Origin of the sequence: Mycobacterium sp. ITM-2016-00316 (assembly GCF_002968335.2) — a bacterium.
GTDB lineage: Bacteria > Actinomycetota > Actinomycetes > Mycobacteriales > Mycobacteriaceae > Mycobacterium.
Genome location: NZ_CP134398.1, coordinates 1353695 through 1376118, shown reverse-complemented (window position 1 = coordinate 1376118; position 22424 = coordinate 1353695). Strand labels below are relative to the sequence as shown.

Genomic DNA, 22424 nt, shown 5'->3' with positions numbered 1-22424 from the left:
GTCAGAGCCGCCCTTTCGCCTGTTTGCGTCGAGAGTTCCGGACCACCAGACCGGCTCGGGTTGCCAGCGCACCCCTGATCGTCCACCTCAGCGGGGCCTGCCACCAGCGCGAATGACGGTCAGCCAGGAAAGTGTAGGTGCTGCGATGGTGGGCCGCCAGATTCCGGGCGGGATCCCGCCCGGTCGAGTGACCCTTGTCGTGCAGGATCTCCGCGGTCGGCACGTAGACGTTCTGCCGGCCCGACCGCTCGAGGCGATCACCGAGATCGACGTCCTCCATGTACATGAAATAGCGCTCGTCGAACCCACCGATGCCGTTGAACGCCTCCCGGCGCAGCAGCAGGCAGGCGCCCGACAGCCAGCCGACCGGCCGCTCGGTGGGGGTCAGCCGCTCCTGCCGGTAGGCCGCCGTCCAGGGGTTCGATTTCCAGACCGGGCCCACGACGGCGTGCATACCGCCGCGGATCAGGCTGGGCTGATGCCGCGCCGAGGGGTACACCGAGCCGTCCGGATCGCGGATCAGCGGGCCGAACGCACCGGCCTGCGGCCACCGCTGCGCGGCCGCCAGCAGTTCGTCGATGCTGCCCGGACCCCACTGCACATCGGGGTTGGCCACGATGAACAGCTCCCCGTCGGTGACGTGGGCGTCGACGGCCCGGTTCACCGCGGTGCCGTAGCCGAGATTGCCGCCGGTGCGCAGCAACCGGACGTTCGGATAGCGCTGCACCGCTTCTTCGGGGGCGCCGTCGGTGGAACCGTTGTCGGCCATGATCACCGTCACCGGACGATCGGTGGCATGCGCCAGCGAGGCCAGGAAACGATCCAGATGTGGGCCCGGCGAATAGGTCACCGTCACGACCTTCAGTTCGTCAGTCACCGCACCCAGCCACTTCGTCGCCCACGCTGCAGAGGGTAACGCTCGCCCCGGCCTTCACCGCAACGCCGTCAGGGCGGCGTGCAGCCCGTCCTGCCAGGACCGCATCGGGCTGTGGTCGGCGTCATAGCGGGCGGTCGACAGCGCCGAGTACACCGGACGCGGCGCGGGCCGCGGGTGCCGATCGGTGCTCACCGGCCGCACCCGCTGCGGGTCGGCTCCGATCCCGGCGAACACCGCGCGGGCCAGCTCGTAGCGGCTGGCCGGGCCGGTGTTGGCGACGTGCAGCAGCGGCGCGGGCGCCGGATCGTCGGCGATCAGCAGCAGTGCCCCGACCAGGTCGGCGACATAGGTCGGCGAGCCGGTCTGATCGGCGACCACTTCCACGTGGTCACGTTCGGATTCCAGCCGGCGCATGGTGGCGACGAAATCGCTGCCCACCCCGGTGTACACCCAGGCGGTGCGCACGACGGTTGCCTCCGGCAGCACGCCGTGCACCTCCCGCTCCCCGGCGAGCTTGCTGCGGCCGTACACACTGCGCGGGCCGACGGGATCGTCCACCTCGTAGGGCCGCGGGGCCCCGTCGAATTCACCACTGAACACGTAGTCGGTGGAGATGTGGATGAGCCGGGCGCCGTGGGACGCGCAGACACGCGCGACATTTCCTGCCCCGACGGCGTTGACGGCATACGCGCGGGCCTCCGCGGTCTCGGCGATGTCGACGGCGGTCAGGGCGGCACAGTTGATCACCAGATCGCCGGGGGCGACGATGTCGGTGCCGGCGGCCGGATCGGTGATGTCCCACTGCGACGACGTACACGCGAGCAGATCGCGCCCCTGGGTGGTGAGTTCACCGCCCAGGAACCGGCCGACCTGCCCGCCCGCGCCGGTGATGACGATTCGGGCAGGCACGACCGCTATCCGGCGAGCACCCCGGCCGCGACCTTGGGCTGCCAATCCGAGGTGAGCAGCGCGCCGTAGTTCGCCTCGCGGTCGTTGCGGTTGGAGCTGTCCAGGTCACGCACGGCGTGGATGAAGGCCGGGCCCGCCCAGCCGACCGCCGCCGCGGCACCCAGCACATCGACGATCTGCTTGGCCTGCTCCTGCTGGCTCACGCCGTCACCGGGGATGTCGCTGGTGGACGCGCCCATCTCGGTCAGCCAGATCTTCTTGCCGCCGTCGCCGTTGGCCACCATCACATCGTGCATGCGCAGCACATCGGACCAGCCGTTGTTGCTGTCGGCGGCCAACCCACCGGGGAACACATAGGGGTGGGCGGCTGCGGCGTCGAAGGAGCCCTTGGCGCCTGCGGCGTACATCTGCTCCAGGAATCCGGGGGGCGAATCGGAGCCGCCGAGCGGGCTCAGCCCGGCGGCGACGACCGTGGCTCCGGGGTTTGCGCCCTTGATGGCGGGGTAGGCGGCCTTGAGCATGTTGGTGTAGCGGACCGCCTTGTTGTCGGCGAAGCCCATGAACAGCGGCAGGTTCGGCTCGTTCCAGACCTCCCAGGCGTTGACCCGGCCCGCGTAGCGGCTCGCGGCCGCGGCGGTGAAGGCGCCGAATTCGGCGTTGTTCTTGGGCGGCGACGACGGGAACAGCAGCTGTGCGCCCTCGGTGCGGGCCCAGAACGGGGTATTGGAGATCAACCCGAGCACGCGCAGACCGTTCGCGCTCGCGGCGTTGACCAAGCTGTCGAAGTAGCCCCAGTTGTATTCACCCGGACCGATCCCGACGATCCCCCAGTCCAGCGGCAGACGCACCCAGCTGGCGCCGGTCTTGCCGACGGCGGCGATCTCACGGGCGGAATCGGCCGGGTTTCCGGTGGCCCACGTGTAGCCCTGGGCGAATCCGTAACCGTCCGCCGGGGCCACCACCGCGTTCGCGGTGGCCGGACTGACCGTGACCATCGACACCACCAACGCGACCATGACGGCCGCGCGGCCCAAAGTCCTGCCCATCGTTTTCCGCATACCGCTCAAGTTACCGGACCTCCTGTGACCCATCGACCGAACGCCCAGCGCAGACGGTGCAAACGCCGGTGACGACCGGTACGCACTGTGTCGTTCGCCGACCCGTCATCGTTACCGCGCCATCTGTGAAGAATCCGCACCGCGACGTTGGCACGCCGACGCGCTTCGGCGGACATCGACGGTCCGGCCAGTAGCCTGGGCTGATGCAAAATCGGCTGACCAGAACGGTCGGCGTCATTGCCGCGGTGGCGGTCGTGGTGTCCACTGGCGTGGCCTGGAGCACGGTGCGTTCGTTCGAGGACGGCATCAACCATGTCAACTCCGCCGCCCTCGGCGGTGGCGGCGAGGACGGCGCGATCGACATCCTGCTGGTCGGCGTCGACAGTCGCACCGATGCACATGGCAACCCGTTGTCGGCCGAGGAACTGGCCGCCCTGCGGGTCGGCGACGATGTGGCCACCAACACCGACACCATCATCCTGGTGCGCATCCCGAACAACGGGAAGTCGGCGACCGCGATCTCGATCCCCCGCGACACCTACGTCGAACTCCCCGACGACCAGGGAAAGATGAAGATCAACGGCGTCTACGGCGACGCCCGGCTCTCGACCATGAAGCAGCTCATCGAGGTCGAGGGCATGGACCCGGCCGAGGGCGAGAAGCGAGGCACCGAGGCGGGCCGGGAGGCGCTGATCGAGACGGTCGCGCACCTGACCGGTGTCACCGTCGATCACTACGCCGAGATCGGGCTGCTGGGCTTCAGCTTGATCACCGACGCGCTCGGCGGCGTCGACGTCTGCCTCAAGGCACCTGTCTACGAACCCCTTTCCGGCGCGGATTTCCCGGCCGGCTGGCAGAAGCTGGACGGCGCGCGGGCGTTGAGCTTCGTCCGGCAGCGCCATGACCTGCCGCGCGGGGACCTGGACCGGGTCACCCGACAGCAGGCGGTGATGGCCTCGCTGGCCCATGAGGTGATCTCCGGCAAGACGCTGTCCAGCCCGGCCACCCTGGGCCGGCTGCAGACCGCCGTTCAGCGCTCGGTGGTGCTCTCCGATGGCTGGGACATCATGGATTTCGTCAAGCAGCTGCAGGAGATCGCGGCCGGTTCTGTCGCCTTTGCCACCATTCCGATCCTGCGCGAGGACGGCTGGAGCGATGACGGCATGCAGTCCGTCGTGCGTATCGACCCGGACAACGTCAAGGACTGGGTGAGCAGCCTGCTGGACGAGCAGGCCCAGGGCAACACCGAGAAAGTGGCCTACTCTCCCGACAAGACGACCGTCGACGTGGTCAACGACACCGATATCGGCGGCTTGGCCGCCGCCGTGTCCGAGGTGCTGACCGGCGGGGGCTTCACCCCCGGTGCCGTCGGCAACCATGAGGGCGACGGGGTGGCCAACAGCCAGGTGCGCGCGCTCAGCGTGGATGACCTCGGCGCCCAGGCCGTCTCGAAGAACCTGGGCAATCTGCCCGTCATCGAGGACCCCGCGATGGCGCCGGGCACCGTGCAGGTCGTGTTGTCCGACGATTACGCGGGCCCGGGTTCGGGCCTGGAGGGCACCGCACCGTCGGCCGATCCCGCGTCCACCGAGTGGTACCAGGGATACGAGGGCGAAGGTCTGATCTCCTCGCCCGAGGACGCCCCGCCGCCGCCACCCTCGCCGATCATCACCGCCGGCTCCGACGACCCCCAGTGCGTGAACTGACGTGACGACCGTCAGTGCGGCCCTGCTGGACCCGTTGCTGAAACGCGACCCGGTCGGACCGCGGATCACCTATTACGACGACGCCACCGGTGAGCGCATCGAGGTGTCCACCGTGACGCTGGCCAACTGGGCCGCCAAGACCGCGAACCTGCTGCGCGACGAGCTGGGGGCCGGCCCGGGCAGCCGGGTCGCGGTCCTGCTGCCTGCGCACTGGCAGACGGCGGCGGTGCTGCTGGGTGTCTGGTGGATCGGCGCCGAGGTCGTGTTCGGCCGTGACGACGCCACCGATATCGCGCTGTGCACGGCCGAACGCCTCGAGGAAGCCGACGCGGCAGCCGGGATGGGGGAAGTGGTGGCACTCTCCCTCGACCCGTTCGGCAAACCGGTCCCCGACCTGCCCATCGGGGTGACCGACTACGCGACGTCGGTGCGCGTGCACGGCGACCAGATCGTCCCGGAGCGTGCACCCGGCGCCGCGCTGAACGGCCGGTCCGCAGCCGATCTGCTCGCGCTGGCCGCCGACTCGGCAAGCAAGCAGGAGCTGACCGATTCCGACCGGGTGCTGTCCACCGCGGCCTGGGACACCGACGACGACCTGATCCGGCATTTTCTGGCCGTACTGTCGGCGGGTGCATCGCTGGTACAGGTCACCAACCCCGATCCGGCGGCTCTCGAGCGGCGTCGGGTGATGGAGAAAGTCAGCCGGGGGTAATCCCTGCCGCCGCGGGCAAGATCAAATACCCTGAGCGTCAATATCGTCCTCGGATAGGCCAACCGGCCTCGGATGAGTACCCTGTGACAGGTGGGAAGCACCGCGATGAAATTCGCTGCATATCGGCATATGGGCCATCGACGTGTGCAGGGCTATACGGAGTCGGCGGCAATCGGGTTGCTACATGCCGTCGATCAGTATCAGCGCGAGGCCGGGATCAACGGCCCGATCGCCGAGATCGGCGTGCATCACGGGCAGCTGTTCATCGCGATGAAGCTCTTGCAGCAACCAGGTGAGGCCGCCATCGCCATCGACCTGTTCGAGGACCAGGAGTCCAATATCGACAAGTCCGGCCAGGGCGACCGGGACCGGTTCCTGCACCACCTCGACCAGTGGGCCGACCGCACCGGCCTGGTCATCCATCAGGGTGACTCGACGGCCATCGTGCCCGGCGATATCGCCGCGATGTCCCACGTGCGGATCTTCTCCGTCGACGGCGGACACACCCAGGAGATCGTGCTCAGCGATATGCGGCTGGCCGAGAAGAGCCTGGTCGACGGCGGTGTGGTGATCGCCGACGATGTGTTCAACCAGCAGTGGCCGGGCGTGTGCGTCGGCACCGTGCACTACCTGGAGCAGGGCGGCGCGCTGGTGCCGTTCTACATCGGCTACAACAAGGTGCTGTTCACCCAGCCCGAGCATGCCGAACGCTACCGCCGCACGCTCGATACCGCCTACACCGACAAGACCATGACGGCTGTCTTCGAATCGACCTTCGTCGGCCACCCGGTGAGCATCCTGGTGCCCGTGCCCAAGCACCCGGTGCACATCGCCCGGCGCAGCGAGACGGTCCGCACCACGTACCAGAAGGTCGCCAAGCTGCTCAAGTAGCCGCCGAGCAGTCGCAAAAGGCCCCAATCCGCGTGGGAATTGGGGCCTTTCGTGACTGCTCGCGCAGGGTCAGCTCACTTCAGCAGCTGGCGGCTCATCACGACGCGCTGGATCTGGTTGGTGCCCTCGTAGATCTGGGTGATCTTGGCATCGCGCATGAACCGCTCCACCGGGAAATCCACGGTGTAGCCGTAACCACCGAACAGCTGCACCGCGTTGGTGGTCACCTCCATCGCGACATCGGAGGCGAAACACTTCGAGGCCGAGGCCAGGAACTGCAGGTTGGGTTCCATGCGCTCGGCGCGTGCGGCCGCGGTGTAGACCATCAGCCGGGCGGCCTCGATCTTCATCGCCATGTCGGCGAGCATGAACTGGGTGCTCTGGAAGTCGGCGATCGACTTACCGAACTGCTTGCGCTCCTTGGTGTACGCGATCGACGCGTCCAGCGCGCCCTGGGCGATCCCGACGGCCTGGGCACCGATGGTGGGCCGGGTGTGATCCAGGGTCGCGAGCGCGGTCTTGAAGCCGGTGCCGGGCTCGCCGATGATGCGGTCCCCGGGGATCCGGCAGTTCTCGAAGTACAGCTCGGTGGTGGGCGATCCCTTGATGCCCATCTTGTGTTCCTTGGGCCCGGCGCTGAATCCCTCGTCGTCGGCGTGCACGATGAACGACGAGATGCCGTTGGCGCCCTTGTCGGGGTCGGTCACCGCCATGACGGTGTACCACGTCGACTTGCCGCCGTTGGAGATCCAGCACTTGGTGCCGTTGAGGATCCAGTCGTCACCGTCGGCGACCGCCCTGGTGCGCATCGCCGCGGCGTCACTGCCGGCCTCGCGCTCACTCAGGGCGTAGGACGCGGTGGCCTCGCCGGCCGCGATCGAGGGCAGCACCTTCTGCTTGAGCTCCTCGGAACCGCGCATGAGCAGTCCGGTGGTGCCCAGCTTGTTGCAGATGGGGATGAGCGAGGAGGACGCGCACACCCGGGCGACCTCTTCGATGACGATGCACGCCGCGACCGAGTCGGCGCCCTGCCCGCCGTACTCCTCGGGGATGAACACCGCGGAGAAGCCGGAACCATCCAGCGCCGCCAGTGCCTCGTCGGTGTAGCGCGCCTGCGCGTCCACCTCGGCGGCGTAGGGCTCTATCTCCCTCTCGCACAGCGAGCGCAGCACGGTGCGCAGCTCATTGTGCTCATCGGAGAGCTGGAACAGGTCGAATGACGGGTTGGCAACCATCGGGATCTCCTCGCTACTCGTCGGTAACTTTAGCGGTTAATCCGTGCCACCCAGTAGCCGGTCCCGCAGTGCGGCATCCTTTGCCAGCACCATCTTCTCCAGGTCGGCCTGGAACGCCTCGATCCGGGCGCGCAGCGCGGGATCGAACGCGCCGAGAATCCGCACCGCGAGCAGGCCGGCATTGCGGGCTCCGCCGATGGACACCGTCGCCACCGGCACCCCGGCGGGCATCTGCACGATGGACAGCAGTGAATCCAGGCCGTCGAGGCGGGCCAGTGGCACCGGTACCCCGATCACCGGGAGCGGTGTCGCGGCGGCCACCATGCCGGGCAGATGCGCCGCCCCGCCCGCACCGGCGATGATCACCTGGATACCGCGGGCCGCCGCCTTCTGGGCGTAATCGAGCATCCGTGCCGGCGTGCGGTGCGCCGAGACGACACCGACCTCGAAGGGGATGTCGAACTCGGCCAGCGCGAGCACGGCGTCCTCCATCACCGACCAGTCGCTGTCGCTGCCCATGATGACCCCGACCCGCGGGCCGGCCAAGGTGTCGACTTCTGTCATCTCAATGCCCGTCCCATCCGTCCGTCCACTGCGCATGCGACAGCCAGTGTGCTGCGCGCTGCGCTCTTTCCCTCAGCGCCCCAACGTATTCCGGGTCATCAGGAGATCCACCGGGCGCACCCACCAGATTCACGTGCCCGATCTTGCGGCCCGGCCGCTCCCCCTTGCCGTACAGGTGCACCTTCGCGTCGGGCATCCGTCCGCACAGATGGTGCACCCGCTCGTCCATCGACATCTGCGGAGTCTCGGCGGCACCGAGCACATTGCCCATCACGGTCACCGGGGCCAGCGCCGCGGTATCGCCGAGCGGATAGTCCAGCACCGCCCGCAGGTGCTGTTCGAACTGGCCGGTGCGGGCACCGTCCATGCTCCAGTGCCCCGAGTTGTGCGGGCGCATCGCCAGCTCGTTGACCAGGATCTCACCGGTCTCGGTTTCGAACAGTTCGACCGCCAGTACGCCGACGACACCCAGTTCGGAGGCCAGCCGCAGGCCCAGCGCCTCCGCGCCGGCCGCGATCTCGGCGGGCAGGCCGGGCGCCGGTGCGATGACCTCCACGCAGATGCCGTCGCGCTGCACGGTCTGCACCACCGGCCAGGCCGCGCCCTGCCCGAACGGGGAACGCGCCACCAGCGCGGAGAGCTCGCGGCGCATCGCCACCCGCTCCTCCAGCATGACCTCGACACCGTCGGCCAGGTAGCCGGCGACCGCCTCCCTGGCGTGCGCGAGGTCGCGGGTGAGCACCACGCCACGGCCGTCGTAGCCGCCGCGCACGGTCTTGACCACCACCGGTCGAGAGGTCCGCTGCGCGAAGGCATCGACATCATCGACGGTCGCGACCGCCGAGAACGCCGGGATGGGTGCGCCGAGGGCCTGCAGCCGGCGGCGCATCACCAGCTTGTCCTGGGCGTGGATCAGGGCCTGCGGCGGCGGCGCCACCGTCACGCCCTCGGCGACCAGCTGTTCCAGGTGCTCGGTCGGCACATGTTCGTGGTCGAAGGTGAGCGCCGCGACCCCCTGCGCGGCGCGCCGCAGCGCGTCCAGGTCGGTGTGCGCGCCGATCACCACATCGGGTGTGACCTGTGCCGCAGGATCGTCGGGTCCGGCGGCCAGCACGCGCAGCGTCTGCCCGAGCGCGATGGCGGCCTGGTGGGTCATTCTGGCGAGCTGGCCCCCGCCGATCATCGCGACGACGGGCGCTCGGGAGTCACTGGGCGTTCGGGGCACGGCACATATGTTGTCATGCCCCGCGCGACCCGCATCCGGGCCGACCGGTACCGGCGGTGACCTGCACAGGTTCACCTTCGGCAGGGTGTTTCCGTAGACTTGCTCCTCGTGTCCTTCGCTGATGCCACGATTGCGCGGCTACCCCGCCCGATCCGGCCCTTCGCCGAGCGGCACCATGAGCTCATCAAGTTCGCCCTCGTGGGCGCGACGACGTTCGTCATCGACTCGGTGATCTTCTACACGCTGAAGCTGACCATTCTCGAGCCCAAGCCGGTGACGGCCAAGATCATCGCCGGCATCGTGGCAGTCATCGCGTCCTACATTCTCAACCGGGAATGGAGCTTCAAGGACCGCGGCGGCCGGGAACGTCACCACGAGGCCTTGCTGTTCTTCGGTGTCAGCGGCGTCGGCGTGGTGCTGGCCATGGCCCCGCTCTACTTCTCCAGCTATGTGCTGGGCCTGCGGGTCCCCGAGGTGTCGCTGACGGTGGAGAACATCGCCGACTTCATCTCGGCCTACATCATCGGCAACCTGCTGCAGATGGCGTTCCGGTTCTGGGCGTTCCGCCGCTGGGTGTTCCCCGACGAGCACGGGCGCAACCCGGAGAAGGCGCTGGAGTCGACGCTGACCGCGGGCGGCATCGCCGAGGCCTTCGAGGACCATGCCGAGCATCACGGCCAGCTGGGTCAGAGCGCCGGACGGGACTTCGGCGAGAACGGCACCGGCAACGAGAACACGGTCACCCCGCTGCGCAGACGTGTCCGCGACGCCGATCAGCTCGGCGATTCCTCGGAATCGAGGGTGTCGAAGACTTCGTGATAGAGCAGGGAATGCACCTGTTCGACGCGCGGAATGTCGTAGAACTCCAACGGGTCCTGTGACGCGGACTCGATGATCAGCGTGCCGGTGCGCAGCATCCGGTCCAGCACACCGTGCTTGAACTCGACACTGTTGATCCGGGCCAGCGGGATATCGATACCGCTGCGGGTCAACAGTCCGTGACGGAACATCACCCGGCGGTCGGTGATCACGAAATGCGTTGTCCACCATGTCAGGAACGGCCAGATGGTCAGCCAGCCGACGAGCACCAACCAGAGCGCGGCGATGACGCCGAAGATGATGCGCTTGGCGTTGTCGTCCCAGTCGGTCTGGTTCACCCAGCCTGCCCCGAACGCGGCCAGCGCACTGGCCGCCAGCAGTACCAGCGCGGGCCCGAGCAACCGCTTCCAGTGCGGATGCCGGTGCAGCACCACATGCTCGTCTCTGGCCAGCACGTTCTCCGGATAGCCCACGGTGTGGACTCTACTCAAACACCTCACCGGATAGCGGGCGTAAATGCACAATATCGGCCGCGGCGATGACCTCGGTGCCGTCGCCGGTGTCGATGCAGAGCCGACCCTGGGCATCGACGTCCGTCGCGGTGCCGACGATCTCCTTGCCGCCGGGCAGCAGTGCACGCACCGGCCTGCCCAGCGTGGCGCTGCGGTCCCGATAGTCGGCCAGCAGCGCTGCGGACCCGCCCGCCTGCCAGGCCCGGATGCGGGTGCCCAGCTCGCGCAACAGGATCCGGGCGATCTCGGTGCGCCCGGCACTCACCCCGAGCGCACGCACGGAGGTGGCCTGGGTCTGACCGATCTCCTCGGGCCGCACCTCCACGTTCAGCCCGATGCCCAGCACCACCACCGGCTTGGGCGAGGCGACCTCGGCGAGTATGCCGGCGATCTTGGCGCCGTCGATGAGGACGTCGTTGGGCCACTTCACGCCGGCCTGGATACCGACGGCCGCCAGCGTGTCGGAAACCGCGACGCCGGCCAGCAGCGGCAGCAGTCCCCACAGGTGTTCGTCGACACCGTCGGCCGAGATGGCCACCGAGACGATGACCAGTCCGCGCGGCACCGCGGTCCAGACCCGCCCGCCCCGGCCGCGGCCGGCGCTCTGGTGTTCGGCGAACAGCACCGCGCCGGCGATGTCCTCGCCGGCGGCCGCCCGCGCGATCAGATCGGCGTTGGTCGAGCCCGTCTCCTCGACGATGTCCAGCCGGCTCCAGGGCGCGGGCAGCTCGGCGCGCAGGGCGTCGGGGTCCAGTGGCAGGCGCAGCGGATCAGCAGTCATTGGGCACCGGCTGATCGGCGAATCGGGTTGCCATCCAATTCAATTGACTCGCGAGATCGACACCCGCGTGCCCCTTGTCCGGTTCGAACTGCACTGTCACCGTTCCTCCCATGGCACATGCGCGCGCAATGGCCGCTGCCGTCCACTCCGCGTCGACAAGGGTATCGGCCCCGCCGTACCACACCGACAGCGGTGCGGACAGCGGACGCTGCGGTAGTGCCCAGTCGCGCAACAGCCCTCGCAGCTGGTCGGCCGCGGCCACCGACTGCGGCGCCACATCTTCGGGGCGCAGATGTTCTGCGGCCGCCTGGCGTTCATAGATCTGCGGCGCCTGGCAGGCCGTGAGCACCGACCAGTACTGCGCGGCCGCTCCGGCCCGGAAATCGTCGCGATTCAGCTCCGGATTCAGCCGTGCATGCGATTCCACGATGACCGGCATGGCCAGCACCTGGTCGGAGGTGAGCTCGCCGCGCAGTGACTTGTCCACGAAACCGCTGACATCGGCGGCGGGGGCGGCCGCGACGGTGCCGAGCAGTTGCAGTTCGGGGGCGTAGACCGAAGCCTGTTCATTGGCCGCCCAGGTGGCCGCACCGCCCTGTGAGTGGCCGAAGCCCAGCCATGTGGTGGAGACCTCGGGGAAGGTGTGGCGCAGCGCCCGCACGCTGTCGATCATGTTCAGACCGGCGGTCCTGGCATCGAGGTAGGGGTGAATGCCCTTGGCGCCCAGTCCCTCGTAGTCGGGCACCGCCACCGCGAAACCGCGATCGATGAACGGTGTCACGAAGGCCAGTGCACCGAGCATGGTGTCCGACAGTGAAGGCGCACAGGGATTGTCGATGCCGACGGTGCCGTGGCCGATGGCCACCACCGGCCAGCCGCCCGGTGGCGGGGTCCCCTTGGGCGTGAACACCGAACCCGAGACCACCGTGGGCGCTCCGGTGTCACCGGACGTGGAGCGGTACAGCACCCGTGCGGCGCGCAGGTCCCGGGCCTCCACCCGACGGGTCACCCCGGGCATGGTGGTGGCGGTGACCAGCGAGCCGGGCCCGGCGTCGGTGAGATCGGCGGTGTCCACGGCGACGGGCGGCCCTCCCGAGGACGGGAAGCTGTTCACGAACTCCAGGCCCAGCGGCACCGCGAACGGCAATAGTGCACGGCCGAGCAGGATCTGGGCGAAGACGACGACGAAGATGGTGGCGGCGACGGCGGTGCGGGTGAGCCAACGCGGCCTGTCATTGCTCCGGGAAAGCCGCACGTCCCTACGCTACCGGACGGTCGAAACCGGGCCAGTGCCCCTTAATACGCGCCGGTGCCACCGAGCACGGTGCGCACGGTCTTGATGGCGATCAGCAGGTCACCGCTGATGGACCAGTTCTCGACGTAGGACAGATCCAGGCGCACCGAATCGTCCCAGGAAAGGTCGGCGCGACCGCTCACCTGCCACAGGCCGGTGATACCGGGCAGCACCAGCAGACGGCGGCGGACCTGATCGGTGTAGGCGTCGGCCTCACACGGCAACGGCGGCCGCGGGCCGACCACGCTCATGTCCTTGCGCAGCACGTTGATGAACTGGGGCAGCTCGTCGATGCTGTAGCGGCGCAGGATCCGGCCCACCGCGGTGACCCGGGGGTCGCGGCGGATCTTGAACAGCACACCGCCGTCCATCTCGTTCATGTCGGCGAGACTGGCGACCAACTTGTCGGCATTCTCCACCATCGTGCGCAGCTTGATCATCTGGAACGGCTTGCCGTCCAGACCGATGCGCTCGGACATGTAGAAGATCGAGCCACGGCTGGTGAGCTTGATGGCGATGGCACTGACCAGCAGCAGCGGGAACGCGGCGGTCAGGACGGACAGCGAGACGAAGATGTCGAACGCGCGCTTCTGCACCTTCGTCGTGCCGCTGTACTGCGGCTTCTCCACGTGGATGAGGTTCAGGCCGGCCACCGGACGCATGGTCAGACGCGGGCCTGCGACATCGACCATGCCCGGTGAGACCACGAGGTCGACACCGAGTCGATCGAGATCCCAGGACAGCTCCCGCACGCCCTCGGGGCCGAGGTGCTCGGTGGTGGTCAGGGCGACGGTGTCCGCGTTGGCCTTGGCGATCGCCTCTTCCACCTGATGTTCGTCACCCAGGATCGGCAGCGGGCCCACGCCCGGCACATCGAGGGTGCCGCCGCCGACGCGGCCGGTCAGGCAGACGCCGACGACCGAGTAGCCGTAACCCCAGGCACGGTCGAGGGACTGGACCAGGCTGCGCACCGCGGCCGCGTTACCGACCGCCACCACAGCATTGACGCACTGTCCACGCTTGCGGTACCAGCCGAGGACGCGGCGGCAGGCGGCGCGGCCCAGCACCAGGAAGACGAGACCGAGCGGGAAGGCCAGCGCCAGATACCCGCGGGCGTACTCCGGCCGGAAGATCATGAGCGTGACGGCGACGACGCCGATCGTCGCCAGCGTCGCCGACAGCACCCGGCGGTACTCCTCGATACCGGCTCCGACGATCCGTGGGGAACGGCTGCGGTAGGCCGTCAGCAAACCCAGCCAGATCAAGCCGAAGATCACCGACAGCAGGCCGAAGTACTTGGTGAGCGGATCGAAATCGGTAACTGGGCGGCCCAGGCGCACCATCTGGGCGCAGGCCATGGCCGCGCCCACGACGACCACATCGGTGATCAGCAGCGCCAATCCGTAGCGCCGCTGCCACTGCAGTCCGTCGTGGTCGCGGGCCGGCGCCGCGCTCACCAGAGCGATCGGCGCCTCCGTCTCTCTCACCAACGTCACCTGCGCGTCCACCTTCGTTTGCTGCACCGGTCCAAGCATGCTGCCTAAGACTATCGCTTTGTTTCCTGCTTCTTGCAACATTTCCGCCCAAATATCCACCCTTCGGCTGACGCCGACGCAAATTCGCCGGTGGATACGATCTCGTTCTGCCGTGCCCCCGCGCGCGGGCGAGTCGATAAAAACTGACGCTCGCGACGATTTGACCAGGTGATTAAGGCTAAACGGTCTCTGTTAAATGGATGTACTCAAGGGTTATCGCCCGGGTTGCCGACGCGTTACACCTGAATCAAGATCCCATGGCGCCCGGGGGGTCGCGTCCAGAGCAATTGCTGAAACTGCGCGTGCGCGCAAGGTTCACCTGCGCGGTGGCTTAGCCGCAGGACCTGCCTCCGGCAACCTGTCCTGACCTCCCGCGGTGCGGTGACGGTCCGACGGACATTCCGCTACGACGTTGCGAGACACCACCGGCCGGCGGCCCCGGAGTGCTTGCGATCGCGAGTATCCGGTACCCGCCGCGATGGCCCGACAAACGCCCGACCAGCGCCGCGGACGGTCGAACCCGCCCAATGGCAGCGCTGCACGATTGGCGGTGGTGGCAACCCACCAATTCACTCCGGCATCATCCGTACCAATTGGATCGGCACATTCGTGCCATTCCTGGATTGCCATTCCCCGAATAGCGAATCGTGTCCTACCGGAGCACCGAATTGGCAGTGTCTGACACATCGCCCTGCCCGGGCCGCGAACAGGTTCCTACGGCTTCGCTGCGGAGGCGCGAGGCAATTGCCCGTGCGCGCTGTTCGACGGGCCCGGACCGGCTACCCGTGTCCGCGGCGGGCCTTCCGCGGACTAACCGCACGCGTTGGCGGCCGCTTCCCCCGCTGGACGCTGCATCGGCAGCCCCTCGAGCCGTTCTGCCAACCAGCCCAGTTGATCGGCCACCTCCAGGTCGCCGTGGCCCCTGTCGGGCTGGAAGTCCCACACCACCGTGCCGCCGAGCTCGCAGGCGCGGGCCAGCGCATCCGTCGTCCAGCGTGGGTCGATGTATTCGTCCGCACCGCCGTACACGACCGACATCGGCGCCGCCAGCGGCTGCTGCGGTAGCGCCCATTGCCGCAGGTAGCCCCGCAACTGCTCGGCGGCCTCCGGCGTCCGCGGCTTCAGGTCATCGGATTCGAGCCGGTCGATCACCGCCTCCCGGGTATGTACCGCATCACCGGAGCAGGCGATCAGGATGTCCCAGTTCTCGGCCGCCACACCGCTGCGGTAGTCGTCCCGGTTCATCTCGGGGTGCAGCCGGGCCAGCGATTCGACGACCAGCACCAACGCTGCGACCTGTTCCTTGGTCAACGTGCCGTCGACGGATTTGTCGACCAGACCCGCGATATCGGCAACGGGCGCCAGCGCGAGAACTCCGCGCGGAAGCATCTCCGGGGAGTACGTCCCGGCCTGCTCCCCCACCGCCCACGCCGCACCACCGCCCTGCGAGCCGCCGAGTGCGGCCCACCTGTCCGAGACATCCGGGAAGGTGCGCTGCAACGCACGCACCGAGTCGATCATGTTCCGGCCCGCGGTGCGCGAATCCAGATACGGATGGATCCCCGGGGATCCGAGTCCCTGGAAATCCGCCAACGCCACGGCGAATCCCAGTTCGGTCAGCTTGACCACCCAATCGGTCAGACCGAGCAGTGTCGCCGACAGCGACGGCCCGCAGGGCTCGTCGATGCCCAGGGTGCCGTGACCGAAGGCGACCACCGGCCAGCCCCCGGCCGGCGCGCCACCGCCGGGCGTGAACACCGCACCGGACACCACCGTCGGCTCGCCGGTGTCACCGTTGGTCGAGCGGTAGACGACCCGTGCGGAGTTCAGCGCCGACCCCTGCGGGCTGCGGCTGAACTCGGGCATCGACATCGCGCTCACCAGCGAACCGGCGCCGCTGCCCGACAGGTCCGCACCGTCGATCGGCTGGGGCAGCGCCGCGGCGGGCGGCTCACCCGACAGGCCCACGGTCTGGCGGGCGGACGGGGATACCACCAGCACCGCGGCGGCAACCAGGATCAGCACAGCCAGCACGATGCCGGCCGGCACCAGGTAGCGGCGCATCAATTCTTCCGGAACCGATTGACGAGACCGAGGCCCGGACGCTCCACGGCGTAGTAGGTGATGGTCGACAGCAGGATCGTCACGACGGCCACCACCGCAACATTACGGAACATGCCGCTCCAGGAGTCGCCGGCGGCCAGGTCGTAGCGGCCCAGCAGCAACAACACCGGGTAATGCCACAGGTACACCGACAGTGAGATCACGCCGACGAAGTGGAACGGTTTCAGGTCCAGGAAACGCGCGATCGGGGAATCCTTCCCCCGCGCCAACGGCAGAACGACGATCGCGATGAACACCGCGGAGACGAAGCCGATTCCGGCAGTGGCGAATACGGTGCCCTTCACCGCGAGCACGAGCGCGGCGGCGAAGGACACCAGCAGCAGCGGGAAGCACAGCAGGTGGATGCGCCTGGCCGCCGGGACGGAGATGACACCCTGTTCGATCGCGACGAACAGGATCGCGGCGAACATGCCGTAGGCGAACAGGTCCGCATTGGTGATGAAGCTGCGCATGAACACCGCAGCCCAGGTGGGCCCCCAGTTCTGCATCATCACGGTGTCCGCGCCGGTGGCCGAGAACACCAGCGGCGCGAACAGTCGGCCCACGATGCCGAGCACCAGCAGGATGGCCGGGGCCAGGCAGGCCAGCACCAACGGCTTCAGATCGGTGCGCTTGCGCAGCGCGAAGAGCAGGTAACCCAACAACGGCAGCACCGCGTAGAACGCGATCTCCAAAGTGAGTGACCAGGCCGGGCTGATCCCCGTCTGCACGTACTCGGGGATGTAGGTCTGCGTCAGCGTCAGATTCGCCAGCAGCTCCCATGGGTCGGTGATCATCCCGGTGCCGGCGTCGGTGCCGTGCGGCTGGATCGCCGAATTCTGCACGTACGCCACCTGGAGCACGAAATTGCAGATCAAGAAGATCGTGAGATACCCGGGGAAGACCCGGAAGACCCGGTGCAGGGCGTACTGCTTGGTGTCCGGCATGGCGGCCTTCGCCCGGTCCTTGGTCAGCCGGCGGATATAGGGCAGGAACAGCAGGAATCCGCTGAGCACGAAGAACAGGATGAGCGCCAGACCGAGCACGCCGAGGAAGGCCTTGTCGTGGGTGACCGGCGAATAACTCAGCGCCACATGGCCCATCACCACCGCCAGACAGCCCAGCCCGCGGATACCGTCGAGGCCGATGATCCTGGTATGCGTCGGCGAACTGGCGACCACCTGGGACTCGACGGCCGGCACGCCGGAGGCCCCCGCGCCACCGCGCGTCGCGTTGGTGTCTGTCATGAGCGTTCTCCGGTCGCGGTGGTCAGGATGCCCGTCCGATGTGGTGGTCTCGACTAGGTGGTCTTGAGGATCGACGGCCCGCCCTCGACCGCGCAGGTGCTGTCGGCGGGCGCGTCGTCGAACCGCTTCATGATCCAGTCCAGCGACACGATGGGATCGAAGTCACCGTGTCCCCGGCCACCAGCGATGAAGGATGCCACGGTATCGCCCATGTCGCAGGCTCTTCGGACCGCTTCGGTGGTCCACACCACCGGAACCACGTCATCGGCGTCACCGTGCACCACGAACATCGGCGCGCTGGCCGGCGCGCGCGGCAGACCGCTCATCTGGTTCAGATACCCGCGCAACCTGTCCAGGGCCTCGGGGGTCGAAGGGCGCAGGTCCTCCGGCGGAATCTGCTCGGCCACCGCGAGCCGATCCTCGGTGGCAACGGTGGAGCATCCGGCGAGCAGATCCCACTTCTCTTCGACCAGGCCACGCCGGTAATCGTCGAGATCGAAGTCGGGATGTGCGTTCTGCAGTGACGACAGGATGAGCACCATGGCGATCCGCTGCTGCGGGGACAGGATGCCCTCGGCGGCCATATCCGCCATGCCGGTGATATCGGCCGCGGGCGACACGCTCACCGATCCGATGAGCCGGGTGTCCTGTGCACCGTAGCCGGCGATCAACTCGTTGGCGGCCCACGACGCCTGGCCGCCCTGGGACACCCCGAAGGCGACCCATCTGTCCGACGAATCGGGGACCAGTTTGCGGGCCGCGCTGGCCGCGTCGATCATGTTGTACCCGGCCGTGGTGGCATCCAGGTAGGGGTGGTAGCTGTCGATGGTGCCCAGACCTTGATAGTCCGGAACCACCATCATGTAGCCGAGGGTGACCAGCGCCCGCACCGCCCCGGCGGCACCCAGCAGGGTGGGCGACAGCGACGGCGCGCATTCCGAGAGCACACCGGTGGTGCCGTGACCGAACACGATCACGGGCCAGCCGCCCTCGGGCGGGGTGCCGCTCGGAGCGAACACGCTGCCGGACACGACCTGTGAGCTGCCGTCGACACCGGAGGTCGAGTTGTAGGTGATGTGGGCCGCGACAGAGGTGACCCGCAGCAGCCGGCGATCGATGGTGGGCAGCCGGGTGGCGCTGACGAGCGCACCGGGCCCGGTGGCCGAATAGTCGGCGGGCAGCTGGATTTCCGAGACCACCGCGGCGGACGGGCCGGGGTCCGGCTCCGAACAGCCCGCGACCACCAATGCGAGCGCCAGCAGCGAACTCGCCAGCGCCTTACGTGTCGTCCTCGCGCAGATCATGTGTGCCATCGAGCTCCTAAGACCTGGTGGGCTCGCCGTTGGAGGAGGCGGACGAGTTGGCGGCATACCGGAGTTGGCTGCCGGTCAGCACCTCGTCACGGCTGAGCCCGAACGCCAGCACCAGCACCAGGCTGAGCGCGAAGCCGACGCCGGTCGCCACCAGCAGCGTATTCGTCAGATCGGGCTGGACCTCGTGCGCAACCGTCGCCGGGTCGACGGCGACGAGTTCGGCCGCCGGGCCGGTGTACTGGATGGGATCGGTGGGCTCGGACTCGACCCACTCCAGCTCGCCGGACATCTTCATCAGCACCGACGCCAGCGTGTTGACCGTGTCGATGGTGGTCTGCGGATCGGTGCCCGTCACCCCGACCCGCAGCAGCGCCGAGGAGGGCCGCCCGAACCGCGAGACGCCGTAGGGCTCCCACGTCGCGGTGACCTTGGCCGCGAGTTCGGCCGGGGTCAGCGGCAACCCGAGTTGCTCGATGGTGCGCTCGCTGATCACCGAGGATTGGGCCAGTGACACGTAGGTGGACATCCGGCCGTTGGCCCCGATCCCGCCGGCGTAGGCCGAGTAGGTGCCCGGGTCACCGGCGACCTGCGCGAACAGCAGCACCGACGCGGTGTAACTGCGTTCGGCGGTGAGTTTCTGCATGCCGAACGCGGCGGCGGGCGCCAGCAGCGTGGCCAGCAGGATCACCACCCAGCCCCTGGCGACGATCGTCAGATAATCCCGCGCCCGTGGCACATCGACCGGGGCCCTCAATTTCGGCTCAGGCAATCGTTGGGCGGCGGCTCGGCGCCGTCGAGGCGATCCATCAGCCAGGGCAGGGTGAAACCACTGTCCAGGTCGGCGTGCCCCTTGCCGGGTCCCTTACGGATCTCGATGTAACTGCCCATCGCGCAGGCCCGGTCCAGTGCCTGCTCGAACCAGGACTGATTGACCAGCATGTCCTGGGTGCCGTAACCGACGACCATCGGTGTGGTGTTGGGGGCTTGTGGCACAGCGATTTCCGCGAGGCGCTCACGCAACCAGACGACATCCTCGTAGGTGGCGGGCCGGAGGTCTTCGTTGGTCATCAACCCACGCACCCTGGCGATGTCGTCGAAGTTCGGTGGGATGCAGTCGAGCAGTTGATCCCAGTTCTCGGCGGTGGTGCCGCGCCGGTAATTGTCCAGATTCATCTCGGGGTTGAACCACTTCAGCGACTGCAGGGCGAACACGAGTGTCACCCGCTGATCGGGGGTCAGCGTGCCCTCCCAGGCGGCGTCGGCCAGACCGGACATGTCGGCGGCCGGTGCCATCGAGACGGTGCCGAGCAGGTCGAGTCCCTGACCGTAGGTGGGGGCCTGTTCGGCGGCCGCCCATACCGCCAGTCCGCCTGCCGAGTGGCCGTAGGACAGCCAGCGGTCGCTGGTTTCGGCGCCGACCCGCCGCGCCGCACGCACGGAGTCGATGACGTTGTAGCCGTACGTCTTGGCGTTGAGGAACGGGTGCTGGTAACCCTCGACCCCGGCGCCCTGGAAGTCCGAGACGGTGACCAGGAAGCCCGAGCGGACGAACACCGACATCGTCCAGGCGTTCAGCGGCAGGCTGCCGTAGAGGCTGCTCGCGCATTTGTTCAGCACGCCCTTGGTGCCCTGCCCGAAGGCCAGGATGGGCCAGCCGCCCTTGGGCGGATCGCCCGGCGGGATCGCGACCGCACCGGAGACCTCGGTCGGCGATCCGTCCACGCCCGACGTCGAGCGGTAGACGACGCGCATGTACGTCGCGTCGTCCTGGTTGAGCAGTTCGCTGCCGCTCATCGGTTCGACCGATACCAGCGACCCCGGCCCGTCATCGTTCATATCGGGCGGTGGCAGTCGGGGTTTGCCATCGAAGGGCGGGATGAAGGTCTTGATCGCCACGGTGTCCGAGCCCGGAGGTGGTGCCGGCGCCTCGGCCGGGGCGCATGACGTCACCAGTACGACAGCCACGAACACGACCGCCGCACCACGAATCAGACTCGGCACGCCGTTATCCCGAGGTGCGAGATGAGGCCTGCGACCTCGCGGTGCGGCTGTCGGCGTCATCCTCGGAGGCGGCCGGCGATGCGGCGGCGGCATGAGCACCGCCCTGGTGCTTGCGGTCGGCGGACAGCTCACGACGATGTCCGGGCTCGCAGGTCGCCACCACACCGAGTACCGGGGCGTGCGCGGTCTGCAGCACCTTGAGCGCCTTGCGCAGCTCCGAGGTCTTGGTGTGGCCGAGCCGGCCGAGCACCAGTGCACCGTCACCGAGCGCGGCGGGCACCGCGCCGTCGGCGTACTTGGTCAGCGGCGGGGTGTCGATGATGACGTAGTCGAAGTGTCCGCGCAGCAGCTCCAGCACCCGCTGCACCCGCTGATCGCCCCACAACTCACGGCGCACCGAGGGCACCGGACCCGACGGCAGCAACGCGAACCCGGACTGCGGCACCTCGATCAGTGACTCGGACAGATCGTGCTGGCCGGCGAGCAGTGTGGTGAAGCCCTTCGTGCCCGCCTGTGTCACGGTGCCGGAGTCCAGCCCGAGCAGCTGCGGCAGTTCCGGATTCACCAGGTCACCGTCGACCAGGACCACCGAGTGGCCCGACTCGGCGAACGCGACGGCCAGGTCGATGGCCGTCGAGGACCGGCCGTCCTGTGGGGACGGGCTGGTCACGGCGATCACCCGGGGATGCTGGCCGGTGGCATTGCGGGCGAACTGCACGTTGGTGCGCAGTTCGCGCAGACGCTCGACGGCCAGGCCGCCGGAGTCGATGTCGATGATGCCGTCGCGGCTCTGCTTGTCGGCCACCAGTGTGCCCAGCAGCGGGATGCCGGTGACGTCCTCCATGCGTTCGCGACGGCGCAGTTTGGTGTCCGACAGACCCAGCCCGATCGCCAGCAGCACCCCGAGCACCAGGCCGCCCACCGCGCCGGCGGCCAGGCGGGTGGTCAGGCCCATGGCGGCCACTTCGGTTCCGTAGCTGGCGTCGTCGACGAGCACAGCGGCGGCCGCGGCCTCACCGCCGCGCCGCGAGGTCTCCAGCTCGGCGGTCACGTTCACCAGTTGGTCGGCAACGGCATTGGCGTAGCGCTGCGCGGCGGCCGGGTCCGGATCGGTGGCGGTGACATCCAGCAACACGGTCTGCGGCAGCGGGACAGCGGTGATCTTGGCGCGTAGTTCGTCGACGGTCAGCGGTGCCTTGAGCTGATCGATGGCTCGCGCTGCGACCTGGTCACTGGTGGCCAGACCGGCGTAGGAAAACACGCGCTCCTGGGAGAACAGGTTGTTCTGGTAGGCGTCGCCCACCGAGGTGCCGCTCTGAGTGGTGACGAAAAGTCTTGTCGTCGATGAGTACTGCGTGGTCGAGAAGAGGGTGGTCGCGTAGCCCACTGCGACGCCGATCAGCGTCGCCAAGAGCACCACCCACCACAACCGGCGAAAAATTCGCAGGTAATCACCGATGGCCAAGGGAGCACTCCATTCGCTCTGGGATCGCCGCAACAATGCAACGATAGCGTCAACAACAGTAGCTGCACACTTTGCCGAGCGCCCCTGTAGCGCGGCCAGCTGAGTCGGTGCAAGGATAGTTAAATGCAACGACGGTGCGGTAAAGCCGTGAGGATCATTCCGCAATGAAGACGAGCC

General features: G+C 68.1%; 20 protein-coding genes. 4 read left to right on the top strand and 16 right to left on the bottom strand.

Translation table 11 applies throughout. The features are described 5' to 3' along the window. Position 1 precedes the first annotated feature (1 nt). The 3 genes from C6A86_RS06620 to C6A86_RS06610 are packed head-to-tail and all read right to left on the bottom strand — an operon-like array spanning position 2 to position 2844. Positions 2-877, bottom strand: a complete 876-nt coding sequence (locus C6A86_RS06620; RefSeq protein ID WP_105366133.1) for a glycosyltransferase family 2 protein — start codon at positions 875-877, stop codon at positions 2-4. A 54-nt stretch (positions 878-931) separates the two neighbouring features. Further along, the gene (rfbD, locus tag C6A86_RS06615; RefSeq protein ID WP_105366132.1) at positions 932-1786 is read right to left on the bottom strand and encodes a dTDP-4-dehydrorhamnose reductase; all 855 of its coding nucleotides are present in this window, start codon (positions 1784-1786) and stop codon (positions 932-934) included. 5 nt (positions 1787-1791) lie between these two features. Then, entirely contained in the window at positions 1792-2844 is a 1053-nt protein-coding gene (locus tag C6A86_RS06610) for a cellulase family glycosylhydrolase (protein WP_233213257.1), read from the bottom strand. Between the two features lie 203 nt (positions 2845-3047). Between C6A86_RS06610 and C6A86_RS06605 the strand changes: the two genes are divergently transcribed. From C6A86_RS06605 to C6A86_RS06595, 3 genes are all read left to right on the top strand, one after another. Then, on the top strand, positions 3048-4550 hold the full coding sequence (locus tag C6A86_RS06605; RefSeq protein ID WP_105366131.1) for an LCP family protein: 1503 nt from the start codon (positions 3048-3050) through the stop codon (positions 4548-4550). Position 4551: 1 nt separating this feature from the next. Further along, positions 4552-5262, top strand: a complete 711-nt coding sequence (locus C6A86_RS06600; RefSeq protein ID WP_105366130.1) for a TIGR03089 family protein — start codon at positions 4552-4554, stop codon at positions 5260-5262. 105 nt (positions 5263-5367) lie between these two features. Next, positions 5368-6153: a class I SAM-dependent methyltransferase gene (locus C6A86_RS06595; RefSeq protein WP_105366156.1), complete on the top strand. Its 786-nt coding sequence runs from the start codon at positions 5368-5370 to the stop codon at positions 6151-6153. Between the two features lie 74 nt (positions 6154-6227). Here the strand turns inward: C6A86_RS06595 and C6A86_RS06590 are convergent, their stop codons facing one another. Genes C6A86_RS06590 through C6A86_RS06580 form a run of 3 tightly spaced genes read right to left on the bottom strand, consistent with a single transcriptional unit; the run spans position 6228 to position 9135 of the window. Beyond that, positions 6228-7388: an acyl-CoA dehydrogenase gene (locus C6A86_RS06590; protein ID WP_105366129.1), complete on the bottom strand. Its 1161-nt coding sequence runs from the start codon at positions 7386-7388 to the stop codon at positions 6228-6230. Positions 7389-7424: 36 nt separating this feature from the next. Then, complete coding sequence (purE, locus tag C6A86_RS06585; protein ID WP_105366128.1) at positions 7425-7952, bottom strand: 5-(carboxyamino)imidazole ribonucleotide mutase; 528 nt, start codon at positions 7950-7952, stop codon at positions 7425-7427. Position 7953: 1 nt separating this feature from the next. Further along, on the bottom strand, positions 7954-9135 hold the full coding sequence (locus C6A86_RS06580; RefSeq protein WP_233213259.1) for a 5-(carboxyamino)imidazole ribonucleotide synthase: 1182 nt from the start codon (positions 9133-9135) through the stop codon (positions 7954-7956). A 150-nt stretch (positions 9136-9285) separates the two neighbouring features. Between C6A86_RS06580 and C6A86_RS06575 the strand changes: the two genes are divergently transcribed. Continuing rightward, positions 9286-9996, top strand: a complete 711-nt coding sequence (locus tag C6A86_RS06575; RefSeq protein WP_105366127.1) for a GtrA family protein — start codon at positions 9286-9288, stop codon at positions 9994-9996. Here the strand turns inward: C6A86_RS06575 and C6A86_RS06570 are convergent. From C6A86_RS06570 to C6A86_RS06525, 10 genes are all read right to left on the bottom strand, one after another. Beyond that, positions 9951-10469 (bottom strand): PH domain-containing protein, encoded by a 519-nt coding sequence (locus C6A86_RS06570; RefSeq protein ID WP_105366126.1) that lies wholly within the window; start codon positions 10467-10469, stop codon positions 9951-9953. The two genes, C6A86_RS06575 and C6A86_RS06570, sit on opposite strands and share 46 nt — an antisense overlap. Before the next feature lie 10 nt (positions 10470-10479). After that, complete coding sequence (locus C6A86_RS06565; RefSeq protein ID WP_105366125.1) at positions 10480-11289, bottom strand: biotin--[acetyl-CoA-carboxylase] ligase; 810 nt, start codon at positions 11287-11289, stop codon at positions 10480-10482. Continuing rightward, positions 11279-12544 (bottom strand): lipase family protein, encoded by a 1266-nt coding sequence (locus C6A86_RS06560; RefSeq protein WP_233213256.1) that lies wholly within the window; start codon positions 12542-12544, stop codon positions 11279-11281. The genes C6A86_RS06565 and C6A86_RS06560 overlap by 11 nt, the downstream gene beginning before the upstream one ends. 41 nt (positions 12545-12585) lie before the next feature. Beyond that, complete coding sequence (locus C6A86_RS06555; RefSeq protein WP_396834845.1) at positions 12586-14118, bottom strand: sugar transferase; 1533 nt, start codon at positions 14116-14118, stop codon at positions 12586-12588. A gap of 810 nt (positions 14119-14928) precedes the next feature. Further along, entirely contained in the window at positions 14929-16182 is a 1254-nt protein-coding gene (locus tag C6A86_RS06550; protein WP_105366124.1) for a lipase family protein, read from the bottom strand. Next, entirely contained in the window at positions 16182-17468 is a 1287-nt protein-coding gene (locus C6A86_RS06545) for an acyltransferase (RefSeq protein WP_105366123.1), read from the bottom strand. Before C6A86_RS06545 ends, C6A86_RS06550 begins: the two co-directional genes overlap by 1 nt. A gap of 53 nt (positions 17469-17521) precedes the next feature. Further along, positions 17522-18781 carry a lipase family protein gene (locus tag C6A86_RS06540; RefSeq protein WP_233213254.1) on the bottom strand — a complete coding sequence of 420 codons (1260 nt, stop codon included), beginning with the start codon at positions 18779-18781 and terminating at the stop codon, positions 17522-17524. Between the two features lie 7 nt (positions 18782-18788). Further along, positions 18789-19535 (bottom strand): YveK family protein, encoded by a 747-nt coding sequence (locus C6A86_RS06535; protein ID WP_142407094.1) that lies wholly within the window; start codon positions 19533-19535, stop codon positions 18789-18791. After that, positions 19532-20782: an alpha/beta hydrolase gene (locus tag C6A86_RS06530; RefSeq protein ID WP_311101060.1), complete on the bottom strand. Its 1251-nt coding sequence runs from the start codon at positions 20780-20782 to the stop codon at positions 19532-19534. The genes C6A86_RS06535 and C6A86_RS06530 overlap by 4 nt, the downstream gene beginning before the upstream one ends. A gap of 4 nt (positions 20783-20786) precedes the next feature. Continuing rightward, a complete protein-coding gene (locus C6A86_RS06525; RefSeq protein ID WP_158263338.1) occupies positions 20787-22247 on the bottom strand; it encodes a polysaccharide biosynthesis tyrosine autokinase in 1461 nt (486 codons plus the stop codon). Between the last annotated feature and the right edge of the window lie 177 nt (positions 22248-22424).

Coding starts and splice junctions, on each gene's coding strand:
- C6A86_RS06590 (WP_105366129.1), bottom strand. CDS start 7,388: ATGGTTGCCAACCCGTCATTCGACCTGTTCCAGCTCTCCGATGAGCAC.
- purE (WP_105366128.1), bottom strand. CDS start 7,952: ATGACAGAAGTCGACACCTTGGCCGGCCCGCGGGTCGGGGTCATCATG.
- C6A86_RS06605 (WP_105366131.1), top strand. CDS start 3,048: ATGCAAAATCGGCTGACCAGAACGGTCGGCGTCATTGCCGCGGTGGCG.
- C6A86_RS06555 (WP_396834845.1), bottom strand. CDS start 14,118: ATGCTTGGACCGGTGCAGCAAACGAAGGTGGACGCGCAGGTGACGTTG.
- C6A86_RS06580 (WP_233213259.1), bottom strand. CDS start 9,135: ATGATCGGCGGGGGCCAGCTCGCCAGAATGACCCACCAGGCCGCCATC.
- C6A86_RS06545 (WP_105366123.1), bottom strand. CDS start 17,468: ATGACAGACACCAACGCGACGCGCGGTGGCGCGGGGGCCTCCGGCGTG.
- C6A86_RS06565 (WP_105366125.1), bottom strand. CDS start 11,289: ATGACTGCTGATCCGCTGCGCCTGCCACTGGACCCCGACGCCCTGCGC.
- C6A86_RS06550 (WP_105366124.1), bottom strand. CDS start 16,182: ATGCGCCGCTACCTGGTGCCGGCCGGCATCGTGCTGGCTGTGCTGATC.
- C6A86_RS06610 (WP_233213257.1), bottom strand. CDS start 2,844: ATGCGGAAAACGATGGGCAGGACTTTGGGCCGCGCGGCCGTCATGGTC.
- C6A86_RS06595 (WP_105366156.1), top strand. CDS start 5,368: ATGAAATTCGCTGCATATCGGCATATGGGCCATCGACGTGTGCAGGGC.
- C6A86_RS06540 (WP_233213254.1), bottom strand. CDS start 18,781: ATGGCACACATGATCTGCGCGAGGACGACACGTAAGGCGCTGGCGAGT.